This is a genomic window from Cytobacillus sp. Hm23 (assembly GCF_051842895.1).
Classification (GTDB): Bacteria; Bacillota; Bacilli; order Bacillales; family SM2101; genus Nanhaiella.
Genome location: NZ_JBPXRQ010000001.1, coordinates 139,049 through 159,524, shown reverse-complemented (window position 1 = coordinate 159,524; position 20,476 = coordinate 139,049). Strand labels below are relative to the sequence as shown.

The 20,476-nt window shown below is 32.9% G+C and carries 21 protein-coding genes; 18 read left to right on the top strand and 3 right to left on the bottom strand.

Features of this window, described 5'->3' with window-relative positions; all coding sequences use genetic code 11:
- The first annotated feature begins 299 nt into the window (after positions 1–299).
- Positions 300–1,385 carry an AI-2E family transporter gene (locus ACSVDA_RS00725; protein ID WP_320209944.1) on the top strand — a complete coding sequence of 362 codons (1,086 nt, stop codon included), beginning with the start codon at positions 300–302 and terminating at the stop codon, positions 1,383–1,385.
- A gap of 121 nt (positions 1,386–1,506) precedes the next feature.
- Here the strand turns inward: ACSVDA_RS00725 and ACSVDA_RS00720 are convergent, their stop codons facing one another.
- Positions 1,507–2,112 carry a biotin transporter BioY gene (locus tag ACSVDA_RS00720; protein WP_485879998.1) on the bottom strand — a complete coding sequence of 202 codons (606 nt, stop codon included), beginning with the start codon at positions 2,110–2,112 and terminating at the stop codon, positions 1,507–1,509.
- Between the two features lie 333 nt (positions 2,113–2,445).
- Entirely contained in the window at positions 2,446–3,813 is a 1,368-nt protein-coding gene (locus ACSVDA_RS00715; RefSeq protein ID WP_485879996.1) for an MATE family efflux transporter, read from the bottom strand.
- A gap of 125 nt (positions 3,814–3,938) precedes the next feature.
- Between ACSVDA_RS00715 and ACSVDA_RS00710 the strand changes: the two genes are divergently transcribed.
- The 9 genes from ACSVDA_RS00710 (at position 3,939) to cydS (ending at position 12,075) form a co-directional block, all read left to right on the top strand.
- Positions 3,939–4,814, top strand: coding sequence for an AraC family transcriptional regulator (locus ACSVDA_RS00710; protein WP_485879994.1), 876 nt, complete (start codon positions 3,939–3,941; stop codon positions 4,812–4,814).
- Between the two features lie 143 nt (positions 4,815–4,957).
- The gene (locus ACSVDA_RS00705; RefSeq protein WP_485879992.1) at positions 4,958–5,482 is read left to right on the top strand and encodes a P-loop nucleotide/nucleoside kinase family protein; all 525 of its coding nucleotides are present in this window, start codon (positions 4,958–4,960) and stop codon (positions 5,480–5,482) included.
- Positions 5,483–5,605: 123 nt separating this feature from the next.
- The gene (locus ACSVDA_RS00700) at positions 5,606–6,745 is read left to right on the top strand and encodes a sensor histidine kinase (RefSeq protein WP_485879990.1); all 1,140 of its coding nucleotides are present in this window, start codon (positions 5,606–5,608) and stop codon (positions 6,743–6,745) included.
- Positions 6,742–7,341 carry a response regulator gene (locus tag ACSVDA_RS00695; protein WP_485879988.1) on the top strand — a complete coding sequence of 200 codons (600 nt, stop codon included), beginning with the start codon at positions 6,742–6,744 and terminating at the stop codon, positions 7,339–7,341. Before ACSVDA_RS00700 ends, ACSVDA_RS00695 begins: the two co-directional genes overlap by 4 nt.
- 408 nt (positions 7,342–7,749) lie before the next feature.
- Positions 7,750–8,742, top strand: a complete 993-nt coding sequence (locus ACSVDA_RS00690) for an arsenic resistance protein (RefSeq protein ID WP_485879986.1) — start codon at positions 7,750–7,752, stop codon at positions 8,740–8,742.
- 25 nt (positions 8,743–8,767) lie between these two features.
- Positions 8,768–9,208: an OsmC family protein gene (locus tag ACSVDA_RS00685; RefSeq protein WP_485879984.1), complete on the top strand. Its 441-nt coding sequence runs from the start codon at positions 8,768–8,770 to the stop codon at positions 9,206–9,208.
- A 384-nt stretch (positions 9,209–9,592) separates the two neighbouring features.
- Positions 9,593–10,939, top strand: coding sequence for a cytochrome ubiquinol oxidase subunit I (locus ACSVDA_RS00680; RefSeq protein WP_485879982.1), 1,347 nt, complete (start codon positions 9,593–9,595; stop codon positions 10,937–10,939).
- The gene (locus tag ACSVDA_RS00675) at positions 10,936–11,961 is read left to right on the top strand and encodes a cytochrome d ubiquinol oxidase subunit II (protein ID WP_485879979.1); all 1,026 of its coding nucleotides are present in this window, start codon (positions 10,936–10,938) and stop codon (positions 11,959–11,961) included. Before ACSVDA_RS00680 ends, ACSVDA_RS00675 begins: the two co-directional genes overlap by 4 nt.
- A 12-nt stretch (positions 11,962–11,973) precedes the next feature.
- The gene (cydS, locus tag ACSVDA_RS00670; RefSeq protein ID WP_485879977.1) at positions 11,974–12,075 is read left to right on the top strand and encodes a cytochrome bd oxidase small subunit CydS family protein; all 102 of its coding nucleotides are present in this window, start codon (positions 11,974–11,976) and stop codon (positions 12,073–12,075) included.
- Between the two features lie 77 nt (positions 12,076–12,152).
- Here cydS and ACSVDA_RS00665 read toward each other — a convergent pair whose 3' ends face one another.
- Positions 12,153–12,476, bottom strand: a complete 324-nt coding sequence (locus tag ACSVDA_RS00665; protein ID WP_485879975.1) for a hypothetical protein — start codon at positions 12,474–12,476, stop codon at positions 12,153–12,155.
- Positions 12,477–12,947: 471 nt separating this feature from the next.
- Between ACSVDA_RS00665 and ACSVDA_RS00660 the strand changes: the two genes are divergently transcribed.
- The 8 genes from ACSVDA_RS00660 (at position 12,948) to ACSVDA_RS00625 (ending at position 20,186) form a co-directional block, all read left to right on the top strand.
- Complete coding sequence (locus ACSVDA_RS00660; protein ID WP_352223147.1) at positions 12,948–13,037, top strand: putative holin-like toxin; 90 nt, start codon at positions 12,948–12,950, stop codon at positions 13,035–13,037.
- A gap of 658 nt (positions 13,038–13,695) precedes the next feature.
- Positions 13,696–14,643: a helix-turn-helix transcriptional regulator gene (locus ACSVDA_RS00655; RefSeq protein WP_485879972.1), complete on the top strand. Its 948-nt coding sequence runs from the start codon at positions 13,696–13,698 to the stop codon at positions 14,641–14,643.
- Between the two features lie 80 nt (positions 14,644–14,723).
- Positions 14,724–15,563 carry a DUF2785 domain-containing protein gene (locus tag ACSVDA_RS00650; RefSeq protein ID WP_485879970.1) on the top strand — a complete coding sequence of 280 codons (840 nt, stop codon included), beginning with the start codon at positions 14,724–14,726 and terminating at the stop codon, positions 15,561–15,563.
- A gap of 281 nt (positions 15,564–15,844) precedes the next feature.
- Positions 15,845–16,630: a serine hydrolase gene (locus ACSVDA_RS00645; RefSeq protein ID WP_485879968.1), complete on the top strand. Its 786-nt coding sequence runs from the start codon at positions 15,845–15,847 to the stop codon at positions 16,628–16,630.
- A 477-nt stretch (positions 16,631–17,107) separates the two neighbouring features.
- Positions 17,108–17,425, top strand: a complete 318-nt coding sequence (locus ACSVDA_RS00640) for a metalloregulator ArsR/SmtB family transcription factor (RefSeq protein ID WP_485880249.1) — start codon at positions 17,108–17,110, stop codon at positions 17,423–17,425.
- Complete coding sequence (locus tag ACSVDA_RS00635) at positions 17,418–18,140, top strand: SRPBCC family protein (protein WP_485879966.1); 723 nt, start codon at positions 17,418–17,420, stop codon at positions 18,138–18,140. Before ACSVDA_RS00640 ends, ACSVDA_RS00635 begins: the two co-directional genes overlap by 8 nt.
- 522 nt (positions 18,141–18,662) lie before the next feature.
- On the top strand, positions 18,663–19,364 hold the full coding sequence (locus tag ACSVDA_RS00630) for a class I SAM-dependent methyltransferase (RefSeq protein WP_485879964.1): 702 nt from the start codon (positions 18,663–18,665) through the stop codon (positions 19,362–19,364).
- A 525-nt stretch (positions 19,365–19,889) separates the two neighbouring features.
- Positions 19,890–20,186 (top strand): putative quinol monooxygenase, encoded by a 297-nt coding sequence (locus ACSVDA_RS00625; protein WP_485879962.1) that lies wholly within the window; start codon positions 19,890–19,892, stop codon positions 20,184–20,186.
- Positions 20,187–20,476 lie beyond the last annotated feature (290 nt).

Here is a 20,476-nt window from a genome sequence, read left to right as displayed (position 1 = left end):
GTAATGGTAGCTTTGAGCAAATTTGTGACACATGGATTATTATTTTACAGGCATATTGGTTTTACTTACAATCTTATTCACGATTCATTTCACGAATTTTAGGCAATTATGTTAAAATATATGTCATAGAATTTTATATTCCATAAGCGGTTACCACAGTTAAATCTGTTGAACTAAAAATTTCATAATATACATGAGACTAACAATAATGTAATTGTGACAGTTTATGATTAGTTATAATGGTAAAGCTTATTAATAGGAATATGAAATAAGTGATTCTATGGAATGAGAGTGAAAAAATGAGTTTAAGTGAAAAGCGTTGGTTTAGAACAATGGTAGGAATCATCTTGATTCTATTAATTGCATTTCTCCTTGAGAAAACGTTATTTGTGTTTACCCCAGTTTTCGTACTAATTAAAACAATTTTTTTACCATTTGTTATATCTGGGGTGTTATTTTATTTATGTAGGCCACTTATTAAGTGGTTAGAAAAAAGAAGAATTCCAAATTGGTTAGCGATTATAATCGTTTATTTGGTAATCATTTTATTCTTTTATATCTTCTACAAATTAGTAACTCCTGTTATTAATGATCAGCTAGAGCGACTAATGAATAACTTACCATCAATGATAAATGTTATGTTTGAGGGGATCGAGTATGTACAAAAAAACATGGATTTATTCCCTGATTTTCAAGAAGCTGCTTTATCCTTCAGCGGAGACTTCGAACAAAAACTAACTGAAAATATCGGAAATATATCTAGTGGGATCATTAGCTTTGTTGGTGGATTCGTTAATACGATCTTTTATCTGTTCCTCGTTCCTTTTATATTGTTATATATGTTAAAGGATGGGGATCGTTTTCAACCTAGCGTCGCTAAATTCTTTCCTGAAAATAAGCGTGGTAATATTCTTGCAGTGTTGAAAGATATGGATAAAACAATTTCTTCCTATGTACAAGGTCAAGTAATGGTCAGTGTCTCTGTTGGGTTGATGCTATTTATAGGCTATCTCATTATTGGTCTTGATTATTCGATTATCTTAGCTATTTTCGGTATGTTTACGAACGTGATACCGTTTCTAGGACCTTATCTAGCTGTTATTCCTGCATTTCTTGTTGCGCTTTTCCAGGAGCCTATAATGGCAATTTATGTTGCTATAATTATGCTCATTGCACAACAAGTCGAGGGTAATGTGATATCGCCACAAGTAATGGGAAAGACATTGAATATACACCCGTTAACTATTATCATTTTAATACTAACTGCCGGGAATTTAGTCGGGATACTAGGTATTATTTTTGCCATCCCTACTTATGCTGTTGCAAAAGTTGTTATCTCCCATGCTGTTAAGCTTTATAAAATCAGTATACAGGAATCACGTTAATAGTCATTTGAACGACATCACTGTACATTACATATAAATATCGTGAAAATGGGGAAACCCTTGATCTAAAGGTTGTGTTCATTCCTTCGATTAAGGGTTTCAATTTGCAAAATTTCAAAGATTACATTGCTTTATTATAAGTAGATGCCGATTTAGTATTATTAACTATATGATAAATTCTTGGTGCAATCATAGCTGCAATAATCGTAAATACAAAATCCTTTATCGCAAAAAAGATCATAGTTTTCCATGCAGCTGAGTATCCTATTTCCGAACCAGTCCAAGTGTTTATAGAAAGATACATATAATTAGTACCAATCATATAAACGAGGAAAATACCAACAAATGATGCAATCATAAATGTTGACAAAGTTGGCTGTTCTTTGCGCTCGACAATTTTACCAGCAAAATAAGCTACAAAAATATATGAAATAATAAATCCACCTGTAGGTAACATGATAATTGGTAATCCACTTTTAAATTCGGCAAAGACAGGTAAACCAGCGATACCAACAAGAGCATAAACTACCATTGATAAAGAGCCAACTCTACTTCCTAACAGCAACCCTGCTAAAATAGCAAAAAATGGTTGCATTGAGAGCGGTACATTCCCAACTTTTAAGAAAGGTAGCCAAGAAATAATATTAGCCCCAATTGCCATTAATGCAACAAACATAGCTCCATATGTTACGTCAACCACCCTGAACTTCCTTGAATTCTTTCCCATGATGTATTCTCCCTTCTCCATTAAATCTATACAAAACAATTGTTAACTTATAAATCTATAGCGTTAACATATTGAAGTGTACTTGTAAAAAGGTCGTTTTGTCAATGACCTATACTCATCCCAATGTTTGAAATTTGGTGCTATTGTGCTGAAGCACAATATAAAGGTGTAACATTACGCTAAAGTCATCGTTTTTTTGAAGAATAGGTGCCTCGAAATCTAGTTGTATACGCGTTTATTTTTTAGGATGAGAAAATACGAAAACTGCCTAAGAAAAAAGCGCCTTAGACTATAAACTAAAGCGCTTGTAGAGGATAAAAATATCAAATTAATTTATGATGTTGACTGAGCATTAGCTTCACTTACAAAGCTTTTTTGAACCCATACTTTAGAACGCCAGCGAATTAACATAAGTATACCACGGAACCATTCATCAACGATAAATGCGATCCAAATACCAACTAAGCCCATATCCATTTGTATTCCTAACATATATGCCAAAGGTACGCTTATGCCCCACATAGATAAAATACCCATATATACAGGAAATTTTACATCTCCAGCTGCTCTTAACGAATTAATGACAACTAAGTTAAATGCACGTCCAGGTTCAAGTATAATTGTTAACAACAGTAACTGACTACCTAATGATATAATACCTTCATTATCTGTAAATAACTGCAACAAGTTTTTTCCTGAGAAGAAAAAGATTAAAGCGGCAGACAAGGAAATAGCGACCGCTAATCTTAAACTCTTCAAGCATCGGTGATACGCTTTGTTGAGTTCATTAGCCCCTACATGATGTCCTATCATTATTTGAGTTCCTTGACCTATTGCGAGTGCGAATAAAAAGATGAACATCATTAAGTTTTGGGTGTATACCTTAGTTGTTATCGCATCAGTACCAATCATAGCTATAAAGTAAGTAATTAGCATTTGAGAGGTGTTATATGATAAATGTTCACCTGCAGTTGGGATACCAATTTTAAGTAATTGACGAATCGGCTGTTTTGGGAACTTAAAGAAAATACCAAAAGGTAATGAACCATTTGTTCGCTTTAATAAAACATAAATAATGATAAGTAGACCAATAAATCTACTTAATATTGTTGAGATAGCAACTCCCTTAACACCTAATACAGGTACACCGAACGCACCAAAAATAAAAAGATAATTCCCAATTACATTTATAAGATTTACTCCCATTGTGATATACATCGTGTCTTTTGTAAAACCGTGGCTGCGTAATATAGCTCCTATCGTCATTAGTAGCCCTTCAAGAAACATAAAACCACCAACGATTTGTAAATAACTTAATGCTTCACCCATTAGTTCAACTGGTAGCCCCATTAATAATAAAATGTCTTTCTTAAATATAAATAGGATGGCACTTAATGAGATACTAAAAAATAAGTTTACAGAAATCGCTACAACAGCAGTTTCGTTTGCACGCTTCAGATCTTTTGATCCGAGTTGTTGGGCAATAATAATGGCAGTACCTGTTGCGATAAAGTTAAACATGACAATGACGATTGATATTATTTGATTAGATACACCAACTGCGGCTACTGACAGATCTGAATATTGACTAAGCATCAGCGTATCAGCGCTTCCCATTAACATTCGGAGTAACAGTTCAATAAAAATCGGCCATGTAAGTGCAAATAATGTTAAATTTTGTTGTATGTTTGATTTTTTCACGACTTAATGCAGACTCCTTTTGATAGCTTTTGAAAAACTATACCTAGTGTATCTATTTTCTGTATAATAATGAATAGACTGAGCCGATTTGTTTTGGAGTATTACGACTTTTAAGGAGAGCTTAAATGAGTATAATAACAATACCTGCCCCACCTTTTCCTACATATATTAAAGGTGGGAGGGCTATATTTCATAAAGGACAAAGGCATTTTAAAAGAACATTTATCGTTTTTGATTTAATCTACGTTTGCAAAGGTGTTGTGTATATAACTGAAGATGACATTCCATACGAGATAAAAGAAGGGCAGTATATTATTTTAGTTCCAGGAATTGAACATTATGGACATCGAGGGTGTACAGAGAAAAGTGAATACATATGGATGCATTTTCAAACAGAGCAAACTTATCAGTTAGAGAAGAGCCGATCCTTAAACTGGTCTCATATCATTCAGAGACAACCTACTTTTGTCACACCAGCTCATTTTCATCTACAGATTCCAAGGCTTGGGGCTGTCAGAAGACAGGGTTATATGGAAAATGTAATGGAAAAAGTCATTTCATTAAACGAATTGCAAAATCCCGAAGTTCATATACAACAACAGCTCTATTTTCAAGATTTTATTTTTCATCTTCAAAAAGAAGCCCTTAGTATTCCTGATGCTTCTGAGAAATTAGCAGAGCAAGTAGTTATCTATTTAAAAGAGCGTTATAAGGAGAATTTTTTGTTAGAGGATGTAGCACGTGACCTTCATTTTCATGCCGATTACATAACAAGGTGTATGCAGCGCTCACTTGGGATGACTCCTCTACAATTTCTTACCCAATATAGATTGTTTCAAGCGAAAAAATTGCTAACGACGACAGATAAAAGGGTTATGGACATTGGTAAGGAAGTTGGAATTCAGGATTACACGTACTTTTCAAAGCTCTTTAAGCAGCATGAAGGAATGAGTCCTGTCATGTATCGTAAAGAAGTGAGCCGCTCAAATGATATGAACTAGCGTCTATATTAGCGATAACAAGCATCATCGCTACTGGTCATTTGATCTAGAGCGACAGGAAATGATTGCAACTTGTCTTTCACAAACATATGTTACTGATAAATAAGAATATAAGATATTAGTTTTAAAGGAGGTGGAACATCTTGTTTTTTCTTCAAATGTCCGGATTTCCAGGCTCAGGGAAATCTTCTCTTGCAAAGGTAATAGCAAAACGAACAGGTGCTATTGTAGTAGATCATGACATTGTGAAGACTGCATTAATAGAGTCTCTTGAATCTGCAATAGATCCAAAAGTTGCAGGCAAGATTTCATACAATATTGATTGGTCATTAGTAGAATATTATTTATCTCAACAAAATAGTGTGATACTTGATAGCCCATGTTTATATACTGAAATGATTGAAAAAGGACAGCGCCTATGTACAAAGTATGGTACAAACTACAAATACGTAGAGTGTTATCTCAATGATTTAACAGAAATAAATCGCAGATTAAAGCAACGAAAACGCATGCAAAGTCAAATAAGAGAAGCTACTGAAGAAAATTTCAGATTAACTATTAATAGTAGCAAAAAGCCGTCTGACTCTTACGGTTTAATTGTGGATTCATCCAAACCATTACATAGCTATGTAAATGAAGTCATAGAATATATAAATAGTAAAGACTAAAGTTATACTTGAAGAAGTTATTTAATAATTCATTAAGGAATTGAAAGTGAAAATAGTAAAAATGAATGGAAAATCATGATAAAATAAACAAATAAGACCAACTTATTGAAGAGGTTTATAATAATGATAAAAAAGTTATGGATATTTCAAAAAAGTGAGGGCATTTCACCATACATATGGAGCGTATTTAGTATTTTACCGTTCTATTTTGTTTTTCAATCTTCTTCAAAGCTTGAAGTTGTAATAGGAATTATATTAACTGTGTTATTTCTTGTTTCATATAGATTTGCATTCATCTCAAAAGGATGGATCATGTATTTATTAACGTTATTATTATTAGCAGTATCTGTAACAATGACCATCTTATTTCAATTTATTTATTTTGCATTTTATATCGCTTATTTTAATGGTCATATAAGAAGTCGCATTACCTTTATGACGTTTTATATTATACATTTAATCATAACAACTGGTTTAATTAATTTTAGTGTCATTCTTCAAGAACAGCTATTTCTAAAACAAATTCCTTTTATTATCATTGTGTGGATTAGCGTTATCCTTCTACCATTCAATATTTATAATCGCAAAAAACAAGGTAGACTTGAAGAACAGCTAGAAGATGCGAATAAAAGGATTTCTGAACTCGTTAAACAAGAGGAACGACAACGAATTGCCCGTGACTTACACGACACGTTAGGTCAAAAACTTTCTTTAATTGGCTTAAAAAGTGATTTAGCGAGAAAGCTAATTGCTAAAGACCCTGAAAAAGCTAAAAGCGAATTGAAGGATGTTCAGCAAACTGCACGCACAGCTTTAAATGAAGTAAGAAATATGGTATCACAAATGCGTGGTATAAGGTTGAAAGAGGAATTTGTGCGAGTAAAAGAAATATTAAAAGCTGCTCAACTTGAATTTATTATAGATGAGAATGTCAAATTGAACAATGTTTCATTGTTTCTAGAAAATATACTAAGTATGTGTGTCAAAGAAGCTGTAACAAATGTTGTGAAACATAGTAACGCTACTTTATGTGAGATATCTATAGAACAATCATGGAATGAAATTTCTATTACCGTTCGTGATAACGGTATTGGTATCGTCATGGATCACGATTTAGGGAAAGGTAGTGGGCTTTTAGGTATGAAAGAAAGACTTGAGTTTGTAAATGGTAGACTAGATATCGTTTCAAATGAAGGAACCGCTATCATCATGAAAGTCCCCAATAACATCGTTAAGCAGGGAAATGAGGAGGAACTGAAATGATTCGAATAGTTATTGCAGAAGACCAACGAATGATGTTGGGTGCATTAGGGTCACTTCTCAATTTAGAAGAGGATATGGAAGTGGTAGGTAAAGCTAACAATGGGGCTGAAGCAATTTCACTTGTTCAAAGACACAAGCCAGATGTGTGTATAATGGATATTGAAATGCCGGAAAAAAGTGGACTAGAAGCCGCCGAGGAACTTAAAGAAATGGAATGTAAAGTTATCATTTTAACGACCTTTGCACGAAGTGGTTATTTCCAAAGAGCATTAAAGGCAGGTGTTAAAGGGTATCTATTAAAGGACAGCCCAAGCGAGGAGTTGGCAAACTCAATTAGAAGTATCATGGCTGGAAAGCGAATTTATGCACCTGAACTGATGGACGACATGTATAATGAAGGTCATCCTCTGACTCATCGTGAAAAAGAAGTGTTAGAACTCGTTGCTGATGGTAGAGATACGAAAGAAATTGCAGATGAGCTTCAAATAAAAACGAGTACGGTAAGAAATTACATTTCAACGATACTTGATAAGCTTGAAGTTAAAAATCGAATTGAAGCCATCACTCACTTTAAAGAAAAAGGATGGTTTAAGTAAATAATTGTTTAAGCAAAACCAGCTAATTTTAAGATATTAGCTGGTTTTATTTGTGTAAATATGAAATTATCACATGTATTAGGCATTATGCTATTTGCTTCTTCTTAATTGCTTTAAAGCAGACCAATTAATATAAAGCTTACAAAAGAAATGCAAGGATACGTTACAAATGGATCTAATTACGACAAAACGTTAAGGGAATTAGAAATTGAATAATTTTTACATGGTGGGAAAGGGGATGTATTTCTCATAATATTTGTCGGTTATACTTAGTTATTCTACATATTTAAACTATATTTATTTTCAATAGTAGTATGATTTTCTCTAATAAATTGACAAATTCAAATATACCCCTTATAGTATTTCGTATACCTTGTAGGGTATATTAATGATTGGAGGTGAGTTGTAATGAGAATGATATATACTTTTCCACAAAGGTTTCTACATTTAAGTATTCCATTAACTTTGGTACTAGGTTTTATCATAGGAATTTCTATTAATACGAGCTTTTTAAAACCAACAATATTATATGCAACAATTTTGATGATTTATACATCGTTGGTTGGTTTAAAGTTGAAAGAATTATCCTCATTTAAAGGGTCGAAAATTTTATTGTATTCTATGATTATCAACTTTATTTTGATTCCAGCAATTGCACTATTAATAGGGAAAACGTTATTAAATGAATATCCTAATATGTTTGCTGGTTTAGTGTTATTAGCACTATTACCGACGAGTGGTATGACTATTTCATGGACATCCATGCAAAAAGGGAACGTTCATGCTGCGATAAAATTAACAGTCTTCAGCTTAATATTAGGATCGTTGTTAACGCCGTTATATTTACTAATAATGGTTGGCGAATTTATTAATATTAATATGTTTGATATTTTCAGCACCATAATATTGGTTGTTTTTTTACCTATGATATTGGGACATATTACGTTCAAAGTAATATTAAAAAAATATACTATGGATCAATTTCAGCAGAAAATTAAACCTAATATAACACCATTAAGTATATGGTCAATGCTGTATGTGGTATTTGTAAGTATCAGTATGAAGGCCGAAATGATTGTTACCAAGCCACAGCTAATCATAATTGCACTTATCGTTTTAGTGTTATTTTATCTAGTAAACTATTTTATTAGCACAATAATTGCAAAGAGGCTTTTAAATCGTTCAGATGGGATTGCTTTAGTGAACGGGGTAGCGCTAAGAAACCTTTCAATTGCAGTAGGTTTAGCAGCGACATCTTTCGGTGCTGATGCAGCACTAATCGTTACGATAGCTTTTATTGTTCAGCAACAAGGTCATGTTTATTATGTTAAATATGCAAAGAAGTATTGGTTTAATCAACAACAGCAAAACACACTAACACAAAGAACAACAATTGGATAGTACATCTAGAGAGGAAGATTATAAAATGTCAAACAAATTAAACATTATTGTAAACTCACGTTCAGAGGGTCTGACAATTAAGAACAAAGCTGGTAAGCACGAATTTATCATAGATGAAGGTAAACAAATGGGTGGGAGAGATTTAGGGCCAAACCCACTTCAAGCAGTGTTAGGTGCACTAGCAGCTTGCGAAAATGTTACAGCACGTGTAGTAGCACGAGAAATGAACTTTGATTTTAAAGACATGGAACTGAAAATCAGTGGGAAATTTGATCCACGAGGATTTATGGGTAGTCCACATATCCGTCCATATTTTGAAGCTGTTAAGGTAGATGTGAGAATCATGACAACTGAACCCGAAGGAAGGATAAATGAGCTTCAACATAAAGTAGAATCTCGGTGTCCTGTATACACGATGCTCAAGGCTGCACAAGTAGAAATGATTGACTCGTGGCAAAAAGCATAGATTTTTTAACAATTTGTATACAATGATATAACATTGCTAATAAAAGGATTTACTTCGCCAAACTATATTTTTCATTAAGAAGATTTTCAAGAATTGATAATGGAAAAGAGTCGTGAGGTTTATCCTTTTTTATATTTTCTCCACCAAAAACTAGATCCTATCCAGTTCTTAATAAAGGATCATACTTCATAATTACAACACAAAAATGACGCTTAACTGTCACCGTTAAAGATGTTTAATTTGTGATATTCTGAACTTGAAGGGGCGGTGTTATGTATAAAAAACAGGAGAAAGCATTGGTTTTAATAACATTTCTAGTAGCACTTATCTTAGGTTTATCCTTTTTAGGACGCGTTTTTTCAGGGTAAGGAGGGAGGCTTTTCCATGGTAAATGAAGAGGCAGTCTTTTTTAGTCGTATATTGACGGAGTTAACACTATCCGTACATATTATTTTTGCAACAATAGGTGTTGGTGTTCCACTTATGATTATGATCGCACAGTGGGTAGGAATAAAGAAACAAGATGAACACTACATTCTTTTAGCAAGAAGGTGGACACGTGGCTTTGTTATTACAGTTGCAGTTGGTGTAGTTACAGGGACTGCAATTGGCTTACAACTATCACTTTTATGGCCAAACTTTATGGAGCTTGCAGGTAATGTCATTGCGTTACCATTATTTTTAGAAACATTCGCCTTTTTCTTTGAAGCGATATTTCTGGGAATCTATTTATACACATGGGATCGTTTTGAAAATCAGCGAAAGCATTTGTTATTGTTATTACCTGTTGCAATTGGGGCTTCCTTTTCCGCTATTTTTATTACGATTGTAAATGCATTTATGAATGCTCCACAAGGGTTTGATATTGTAGAAGGAGAACTTGTCAACATTCAACCTTTTTTAGCAATGTTTAACCCAGCAATGCCTACGAAGGTTGCACATGTGTTGACAACAGCCTACATGACATCAGCATTTGCCTTAGCATCTATTGCTGCCTTTCGGATGCTTAAAGGATCAAATCATGAATATCATAAAAAGTCGTTGTTTTTAACTATGAAACTTGGTCTAGTGTTTTCACTTGCTTCGGCTATAATTGGTGACTTCTCAGGAAAGTATCTAGCAGAATATCAACCTGAAAAGCTAGCTGCAGCTGAATGGCATTTTGACACAAAAAGTGAAGCTCCACTCGTTTTATACGGAGTTTTAAATGATGAGGAAGTGAAGTATAGCTTAAACATACCTTTTGCACTTAGTATATTAGCTTTTGGTTTCCCAAGTGCTGAAGTAATTGGGCTAGATCAAATTCCCGAAGATGAAATACCACCACTGTATATTCATTATTTATTCGATTTAATGATTACCATAGGGATTTTATTAACAATTTTATCAAGCGTTTACTTAATAGCCATTTGGAAGAAATGGAATTTTATTTTGACGAAATGGTTCCGGTGGATGGTGGTACTTGGTGGACCTTTAGCAATGATTGCTATAGAAGTAGGTTGGTGGTTTACAGAAGTCGGCCGACAGCCGTGGATACTATATCAACTTATGAGAACAAATGATGCTGCAACTACAACTGAACATGTTGATAAAATGCTATATGCATTTTCAGGATTATATGTAGTTTTAACAATAAGTAGTATCATCGTTCTTTCACAAATGTTCAAAAAAAATACAGTTGAACAAGAATTGTCAGATCGAGCACTAGAGAAAGCAGGTGGCTCAGTATGACTCTTCAAGTAATTGGTATTTCAGTGTTATGGCTCTTTCTCTTTGGCTATGTAATTGTTGCTTCTATTGATTTTGGTGCTGGATTTTTTAATGCGTATAGCACAATTACACGTAAGCAGCATATTTTAACGAAGCTCATCCAACGTTATTTGTCACCAGTTTGGGAAGTTACAAACGTTTTTCTCGTTTTTTTCTTCGTAGGTATAATTGGGTTTTTTCCAAAAACCGCATTTTATTATGGTACAACATTACTAATTCCAGCTAGCTTAGCGATTATACTTATAGCCATAAGAGGATCTTATTATGCTTTTGCAACTTATGGTAAGGCCCAAAAAAATACGTATACGATGTTGTACGGTCTTACAGGTCTGTTTATACCTGCATCATTGTCTATTGTTTTAACCATTTCAGAAGGAGGCTTTGTGACAATGAAGTCATCCGCTCCAATACTTAATTATGTGGATTTGTTCACAAGCCCCTTAACGTGGAGTATTGTCATTCTTAGTTTGTCCGCTGTTCTATATATATCTGCTGTATTTTTAACATGGTATGCTTATTATGCACAAGATCACAAAGCAACAGAATTATTAAGAAAATATGCTCTCGTTTCGGCATTTCCAACCATTGTTACAGCCTCAGGGATTATTATCGAATTACGTTCACATAACTCAGTTCACTATGAGCGTTTACTAGATTTATGGTGGATGTTTGGTTTGTCATTCTTCTTATTTATAGGTACTGTGTTTTTACTATGGAAACGAAAAGCATTTGGAATAGCATTTGGATTGTTAGTAGGTCAATTTTTTCTAGCTTTCTTTGGGTATGGCGCATCACATTATCCGTATTTAATGTATCCATATCTTACAATGTACGATAGCTTTACAAATGATACAATGGCAATTGCGTTAATTATTGCGTTTATTGCTGGACTAGGATTACTCATTCCTTCTCTCTACCTTTTGTTGAAGATTTTTCTATTTGATAAGGAGTACGTTCAAGGTAAAGGTAACAATCATGCGTAAGGAGGATGAGGAATGAATACCTTTATTATTTTCTATGCACCTATATTAATCGTTATAGGATCATTAATTTTCGCGTTTTGGCTGGCACCTAAAGATGATGTGATTAAAAAATAATCTAGTTTATTTAAATGATAAGAGCCCATCTATTAATGATTAGATTGGCTCTTTAACATTCAATACTTTAAGTGGAACTATGCTGGTTTACTTGAAAAGATTTTTTTAGATGTGAAAGTTATGGGTCCAATTATTGACCCTATCGAGTTAATATCAATATTTTCTACGGTTAATATATACTTCACCTTACCTAAAGTTGGTTTCAAATCAACGTGTGTAAAGCTATCAATGCTAAAATCGTTTACTTCATTTTCCAATTCCGTTTTCGCACTAAAAATTAGATTGGCTGAGCTTACTGAATTCCAATATATTTTATAAATTGATTCAGATACATTTGCTAATGCTTCTGTGCCAACAGTTGCCTCTAATAAAACATAATCGTGTAGCATGATGTTATCCAATGATAGTTCCGCTAACGTCAAGAAATTTGGTGATAATGGTATATCTTCAGTAATGTATTTGGCTGTAATACAAATTGATTCATATCAACAAGGGTTTGCCCAACAACTTGATTACACCCACATAATGTTTTACACACATCCTCAACTCCTAAACTAAGTGGTAAGTTATTATATTGATGTCTTTATTTTATGTATAGAGATGTATCCTAAAGAGGGTTTAAATAGGGTTATATATAAAACTGAAACATTTTGTTGTGGGTGATCTTAGACGGTTCTTTGCACATTTTTTTTGTGCTTGTACATCACTCTATACGTATTTTTACATGATCACATATAATATGGTAGGGGTTGGATTAATTGGAGGTTGTACTAAATTAGGGGATTATTAGGTAATCGTGATATAATAGGCATACAATAGCGATTTTCTAAAGGGTGGTCGGCTTCATTCCCATTGAAAGGGGGGTGAAGCATATGACGGTATTTGAAGCGTTGATGTTCGCTGTAGCGTTTGCTGCTCTCGTCATTTCAATGCTGTCTTTTAACAAAAACGACAAAAAATAGACCACCCTTAATGCTTTAGTGGAGCAGTGGGTGGTCTACTTTGACTATAAGCCGATCCTCTAGGAATCGTCTATTGTTCAATACCGTGAGTGGTGACGACACTCGCGGTCTTTTTTATTGTATGCAAGAACAGCTTGTCTATGATTAGAATATCACAATTGTTTAAAAATGTACAATAGACCATGTATCACATATAAGCTTATCGCATAACATCTACATATAATAAGGCTTTTTTCGTATAGGTTCGTGGTACCACTTTTTCATAAAATCATATCAGAGTTCGTATTGATGGTAGTAATTTAGAAAAAAAGCAGCAAATAAACTCCGAAAAGAGTCTTTAAAACCGATGTAGGAAGGTGTGAGGATCATGAATGCGTTAATCAAGTTATTAGCTTTTATTTGGGAAACATAATAAGTCTCTCTAACCATTACGAAGGTTCTGGTTTAAAACCGGAACCTATATATTTTAATTGTATAGTCAGTTCTTATTTTATAACTACATATATGAAACTCTGATATAATCAGATTACAATAACGATATTTGAAGGAGATGAAGTATAATCAAATCCTTTGCTTTGTTACTCCTTGAATATCTTTTGCTATAACAACTTTAGTAAAATATTTTAACAAAAAACTCGTAAACTATAGGAGATTATACATGAAAAAGATGGAGCGGTTGGTCGGAATTATTTATGCATTAAAAGAACACGAACAGCTCACAGCTAACCAAATTTCAGATATATTTGAAGTAAGTGAAAGAACGATCTATAGGGATATTGAGGCACTAAGTCAATTAAACATACCTATCATATCCTTAGAAGGATTTGGTGGAGGTTATCAAATAGATGATAATTATTTCATACCAAGTGTTGCTTTTAACGAAAAAGAAATCTTATATTTATTAATGAGCTTGCGGTTAGGAGAAATCATTAAAGTTCCGAATATGCAAGAAGACTACGTATCATTAAAGTATAAGCTACTTAACATTCTAGATAATAATAAGAAGGAAAAATATCTTACTTTATTAGATAAAATAACTTTTTTTATTAATGATATTTTCCCAGGTTCTTATAAGAATGATGTAACGCAAATTATTATTGATAGCTTTCTCGAATACAAAAATATTGTAATACAATACTACTCACCTAAAACAAATGAACTGATTGAAAGGGAAGTAACTCCATATCAACTATTCTTTGATAGCGGTGGTTGGTATATTAATAGTTTTTGTCACCTAAGAAAGCAGGATAGATGCTTTAGATTAGACAGAATAAAGCAAATAAGAATTTCAGAAAATACATATTCTTCAACGTCGCTAGATGAATTAATGCAAAACAAGAAGCAAGGGCAAGACGATAAAATAAATGTTACGTTATCAATGGATAAGAACTTATATGAAACAGTTAAGCATGATTATATGTTTCTAGATTCTGTAGTAAAAGAATGTGGAGATTTAGTTAAGTTACAGCTTTGGTCGAATGTTGATGATGTTATAAGATTATCTATAACGAATATAGATGAAGTGAAAATAATTGAACCACCTATTCTAATAACTCACCTAACTGAAAAGTGTCAACAAATCATGAAAAAATATAAACAACACTGACAAGTATATGTCAGTGTTGTTTTGTTATGATGAATGGGTGTTTGATTTATAGTTACAAAATAATAAGGAGCTGCATTTACATGAATGAAGTTAAACAACTTAAACCTTTACTACAAAAAATTAAGTCCAATAACTGGAATGTACCAACAGATGTAAATTTAGACGAATTAACAACTGCAATGATGAAACATCTGGGATCAACAGATTCAGAATTAAGAGATGAACTAATTTTTTCTCTTTTTCAAGAGTTGATAAGAGGAAAAAACTTATCAGATCATCAATTAAAAGCTTTATTGCAGCTGTCATTGTCTGATCAACATTTGTTTTATAACGTAGGGGCGAAAGAAGATGATACAGTTTTTAATAGGGCATTTGCTATTTTAATAGTCAGTTCAGTTGTTATGTATCATAATCAAAATGGAGAAAATTTGCTGACAGAAGAAGAAATTCTTCACATACATAAAAATGTTTTATGCTATGCAAAACTTGAAAATGATGTGCGAGGATTTGTGGAAAATAAGGGATGGGCTCATTCTACTGCACATTTAGCAGATGCACTTAATGAACTAGCAGTTTGTAAAGTTATGCAAAAAATTCAGCTAGTTGATATTCTAGAAGCTGTGAAAGAAAAAGTATGTATTAAAAACTATACATATATTAACGAAGAGGATGAGCGTTTAATTACTGCAGTATCAAGTATTATAGAGAGGAATATATTGAGTGATGAAGATATTACAACTTGGATAAAGCAATTTGATAATATTGAACAAGTAAAAGACTCTCAGCAACAGCATTGTCTGTTAGTTAATCGTAAAAACTTTTTACGTAGTTTATATTTCAGGTTCAAGCAAAATGAGGTTTGTCAACCGTTTACCGCACCAATTGAAACTGTTTTAAACAATATTTGTTTTGTTTATTAACTACATTTTTTCTCACTTGGAAAAAATAAAGCACCAAATCGTAGTCGTGTCGTCTTTTCTTCGATAAAAAAGGCTTTTTTGGTAAACTATGTTGCTATGATTACAAATAAACGGATAGTATGAAGAGTTTTATGAAGGGTCATGAATATTAAAAATAGAAAAGATGACACGACCACTAGGTATAGATGTACTTATATCTAAGTACGAAAACAACAATCAATGCGAAAACAACCATGCGAAAAGATTGATAAGAAGTTCTATCTTTTAAGGAGGATTTATTTATGATTAATGTGAAAGCTATTCTTGAAGAATATAAAGGGGAATATGGGGCTGTTGTTTATTGTACTAAAACGAATGCTCTTATTTGTTCTTATCATGCTGATTTTATTATACCTTTAGCTTCAGTAGGTAAAGTTTTAGTTGGGTATGCTGTTGCAAAGTTGATCGAAGAGGGGCTTTTATCGTGGAATTCAATGATTAATGATGTAAGCTTTGACCCTAAAGAAGACAGCCATATTATTTACCCCCACCTTCAAAAAAGAACTACTTTAACGTTAAGTACTATGGTTGAAGTCATGATTGCTTGTCACGATAACGTCTTAGCAAACCATATCGTTACATACATCGGTGGTTGGGAGAAAGTAAACGCGAAATTAAAGGATGAGAACTTCAATAGTTTCAATCTTACTAAAAATCCACAAGATGCTCAAAACTGCGGGTCAATAAATGACTTACTTTCTATTTTAATAAAGATTTACGATGGTTATCTAACACAACCAGAATTATTTACACCACTTATCACAGGTATGGTTAGGCAGCAGGAGGCTCATCGTCAAATACCTAAACAATGCCTTGCCCATATGACTGGTGGTTTACATGACTTAATCTTGGATATAGGCATCTTAGGTCATTTCTCAAAAGAGCCTTATTTATACGTAATTGCAGGTAATAACGTTCCAAACCGCTTGAAAAGTAGCGAGTCTGACGATAAAGTAGCAAACGTTTTGTTAGATGTGTACAGAGATTGGAAAAAGAACCTGGTCCAACATAACGCCATTATTAAGTGACCCATGTTGTTACAGGATAGTTATCTAACAATTATTTTTGGATTGTTTATCAACATCTACTAATTATGTGAAGTGAGTCTTCACCTGATCTATCTTAGCATAAGGTTGCATAACGAGTTCATTGATCGCATCAGTATTCTGAAGGTATCCACAAAGCTAATCTACTAACTTTCCTGAATCATTATTCAGATCACTGTTCTATTTAAACTTATTTTGTAAACTATTTCATTAATAGGAGTTAATGGGATTATATGATTCTTATGAATGATTCCTTTCCTCAATAATTTTCTTACCTTATTCTTTTGTTATATGAAATTTCAATCTGTTTATTATAGAAGTTATGGTTATACAATCAGTTTACAACATGTTTTAATATTAATTTTTCAAAGTGTATTTTCTGAATTTTTAATAATAACGCTTGTAAATGAAGAAAATTATGGTAATATTAACATATAACCAAAAGGTTATATGTTGGAGGTGAGGATAACAGATTTTTATCGTGCAATTGCAGACCCCATTAGGAGAACCATTTTATCGATGCTATCACATAATGAAAAAACCCAATCTGAGATAGTAAATAGGTTCAATATTTCTCAACCAGCTATAAAAAAACACTTAAAGATTTTAAAAGAAGAGGAGTTGATTTATGAAAGACGAGAGGGAAGATACTGTTTGTACGGTTTGAAAATGGAGATATTTCAAAAACAATATGGGATGTTGAAACAAGAGCTAGAGGCAGTATTAGATCATAAGCTTGCGAGCTTAAAAAATTATTTAGAGGAGGATGATGATTAAAGTGACAACATATCATTCTGTGAAAAGAGAGATATTTATTAATGCTAAACCAGAAAAAGTATGGAAGGCTTTAACAATTGGTGAGGAACGCAATAAGTGGGAAACAAAAAGTTGTAAAATCGAGCTGAAAGTCGGTGGAAAATTTACTGCAGATTACGGATGGGGTGTAGCTCATAGTGCTACAATAGTTGAAATTGTAGAAGACAAGCGACTCATTATGGAAGATGAAAATAATGGCAAAACAATTTGGACAGTAACCCCTCAAAATAACGGCAGCTTAGTTACGCTAGAGTTCAATGGATTATGGACTGGAGACTTAGGAATGATGGAAATGGAAAATAGCTCTTTCGGTCAATACCAATTCATGAGAAATATGAAAAGTGTTATTGAAAACAAAGAGGATATTCGCCATTTGTTTTGGAACAGCTGGATAGGTATGCAGCACAAAACAATAGAACATGATGGCTTTAAAGCGAGAGAAATCGTTAAGATTTTCCCAAACACTCCAGCTGATGGAGTACTTCGAATCGGAGATGTCATTACTTCAGTAAATGAACAAACCGTAATAACATATGATGATCTAGAAAGAGTGATTACTGAAACGGCTCCACAGCAAGAAATAAAGTTAACTTTAAAACGAGATGATAAAACAAAGGATGTGTATTTGTTAACAGTACCATATGGAAGCACAAAGTCACCTACGCCAACAAAGTAAGTATTTATGGTCACTAACTTCCCTAAAGTAAATTTCATCCTATAAACATAATTTTTTTGTGGTAATTAAAGATTGAAGCTTAAAAGCTAAACTTTATTCATTAAAGATTGTAACAATGATGCTTTTTTTCCACTAAAAGACGGAGAAATTTCGTAGCAACTATCTTCTTTGTACCCACTATAATCATATAAAACCTAATCTAGTCCAGCTTACTTAGTGCTACTTACTACAAAGTAAACGAAAAACTTCATAAATATTAATTAAAACCGAGGAGCTGTGCTTTTAATAAAGTGTAAACCCTCGGTTATTTTAGTCAATTGGTACAGATTGAACGCGGGAAGAAATTCATCTATTATATAATGATTAAGAGTGAACTGATGCGACAATGAGGATGTAATACTAATAAAGAGATTTAATGAATTTTAAAAAGCTTTACCGTAGTTAAAAATATCAACAATAACGAGCATGATAGACCATAATGTGTTAGTATAAATCTAATTCTTGTTATATGAGGTGAGTTAGTTGAGCATAGTTGAGCAAAGTACAAAATTGGATTTAGAAAGAATTATATTTATCGGGAGAACATTCAAAGAATACATGGATATGTTCTCATTCTCTGAAGATGATTTAAGTAGTAAAAAAATACTAGATTGTCCTGCTGGCGCATGCTCTTTTGCAGCAATAGGGGAAAAGGTAGGTTTGAATATTACTGCTTGTGATATTGTCTATGACCATTCAGTTGAATTCCTAAAAGGGAAAGGTTCGAGAGACATAGCACACACAATGAAGCATATGGAACAAGCTAAAGGTAATTATATTTGGAATTATTTCGGTAATATAGAAGGTTTAAGAAAGCATCGGGAAAATGCTTTAAATGAATGTATAAACCACATGAAACAATCAAGTGATCGATACATTTCAGCTATATTACCAACATTACCATTTGCAGATGAACAGTTCGATATAACGTTATCTGCACATTTTCTGTTTATGTATGCAGATAGATTAGATTACGATTTTCATATAGCGACTATAAATGAACTATTGCGAGTAACAAAAGATGAAGTTCGAATCTTTCCGTTAGTAGATTTAGAAGGTAACAGGTTTGGACAGTTAGATAGGATTATCAACTATCTTACAGCGCAAGGTTATAAGGTTGATGAACTCAGCAGTAAGTATGAATTCCAAAAAAATGCTAATTCAATGCTGAAAATAATAAAATAGGAACAAGGGGTAGCGTTCAACGTTACCCTTTTGCTATGTAAATATATATAGAAGATACCCGTTAAATTGTTAATCAAGTAAAAACCTCATTTATTATAAACTATTTTTTAGTTATAATGTTTATATATTCCATATTAAAATATGTTGTTAGTAGATATAGCTTGGAACTGTCTTTCTGTCTCATTCGCGAGAAGCAATAAAGGATTTTGTCTCAGATGTGCAAAAAGCAGTCTTGAATAGCATGGCCATAATCATTGTGAATTTGATCAGGTTCGTTGTAGCAATTAAATCAGCACATACACAACAGGATAAAGAGCAATCCCCCTTGCGGAATGTATAAAAAGATAAGAAGTGTATAAATTAATGATTGTTGTTTAACTACACTGATAATTAAATTATGTAAGTTTGTCATCCATTAATTTGAACTGATTACATACAGGAAGTTATGTTCCTATCATTCAAAACAAATAATAATAAACATTGCACTATGAAGAAGAAAAGCAATTAATGAAAGGACGATAATTTATGATTATTATTCATGCTGTGACACATGTAAACCATGCGAAGGAAGAAGCATTTCTTAAAGATATTCGTTCATTAATTACTGCCTCTAGGGCTGAAGGTGGAAATATTTCCTATGACCTAATGAAAGATACTGAAAAGGAAAGTGTGTATACAATGGTAGAAGCTTGGAAAGATTTAGATGCTGTTAACAGTCACAACGCAAGTGAACACTTTACATATTTTACGAACAAGGCAACAGAATATCTCATTGCACCACTGGATGTGAAGATTTACGATGCTAAACAATTAGAAATGTAACACATAGTTGTACATCATTGAATCAGCGACATCTTCCCTTTAGGGAAGGTGTCTTATTTTATTCATAGTTAAACGAAAAAAAGATTCATATCGTGATGAATGATGGATTAATTACATTGGAATTCTGTAAATATTATACTTATTCAAAGGAGAGATCGTGAGGTTCAGTCAAATTCTTTATAAGATAAAAAAATTTAGATGGAAAAAGAGCTATGGTGTTTATATCAAAATAAACAAAACCAGCTAATATGGGCAATAGTAGCTGGTTTTGAAATAAAGAATGAAGCTCC

Excerpts from the sequence above, each read along its gene's own strand:
- ACSVDA_RS00645 (WP_485879968.1), top strand. The coding sequence starts at position 15,845 with ATGATTAATGTGAAAGCTATTCTTGAAGAATATAAAGGGGAATATGGG.
- ACSVDA_RS00695 (WP_485879988.1), top strand. The coding sequence starts at position 6,742 with ATGATTCGAATAGTTATTGCAGAAGACCAACGAATGATGTTGGGTGCA.
- ACSVDA_RS00720 (WP_485879998.1), bottom strand. The coding sequence starts at position 2,112 with ATGGGAAAGAATTCAAGGAAGTTCAGGGTGGTTGACGTAACATATGGA.
- ACSVDA_RS00690 (WP_485879986.1), top strand. The coding sequence starts at position 7,750 with ATGAGAATGATATATACTTTTCCACAAAGGTTTCTACATTTAAGTATT.
- ACSVDA_RS00700 (WP_485879990.1), top strand. The coding sequence starts at position 5,606 with ATGATAAAAAAGTTATGGATATTTCAAAAAAGTGAGGGCATTTCACCA.
- ACSVDA_RS00725 (WP_320209944.1), top strand. The coding sequence starts at position 300 with ATGAGTTTAAGTGAAAAGCGTTGGTTTAGAACAATGGTAGGAATCATC.
- ACSVDA_RS00660 (WP_352223147.1), top strand. The coding sequence starts at position 12,948 with ATGACGGTATTTGAAGCGTTGATGTTCGCTGTAGCGTTTGCTGCTCTC.
- ACSVDA_RS00680 (WP_485879982.1), top strand. The coding sequence starts at position 9,593 with ATGGTAAATGAAGAGGCAGTCTTTTTTAGTCGTATATTGACGGAGTTA.
- ACSVDA_RS00685 (WP_485879984.1), top strand. The coding sequence starts at position 8,768 with ATGTCAAACAAATTAAACATTATTGTAAACTCACGTTCAGAGGGTCTG.
- ACSVDA_RS00675 (WP_485879979.1), top strand. The coding sequence starts at position 10,936 with ATGACTCTTCAAGTAATTGGTATTTCAGTGTTATGGCTCTTTCTCTTT.
- ACSVDA_RS00625 (WP_485879962.1), top strand. The coding sequence starts at position 19,890 with ATGATTATTATTCATGCTGTGACACATGTAAACCATGCGAAGGAAGAA.
- ACSVDA_RS00650 (WP_485879970.1), top strand. The coding sequence starts at position 14,724 with ATGAATGAAGTTAAACAACTTAAACCTTTACTACAAAAAATTAAGTCC.
- ACSVDA_RS00710 (WP_485879994.1), top strand. The coding sequence starts at position 3,939 with ATGAGTATAATAACAATACCTGCCCCACCTTTTCCTACATATATTAAA.
- ACSVDA_RS00635 (WP_485879966.1), top strand. The coding sequence starts at position 17,418 with ATGATTAAAGTGACAACATATCATTCTGTGAAAAGAGAGATATTTATT.
- cydS (WP_485879977.1), top strand. The coding sequence starts at position 11,974 with ATGAATACCTTTATTATTTTCTATGCACCTATATTAATCGTTATAGGA.
- ACSVDA_RS00655 (WP_485879972.1), top strand. The coding sequence starts at position 13,696 with ATGAAAAAGATGGAGCGGTTGGTCGGAATTATTTATGCATTAAAAGAA.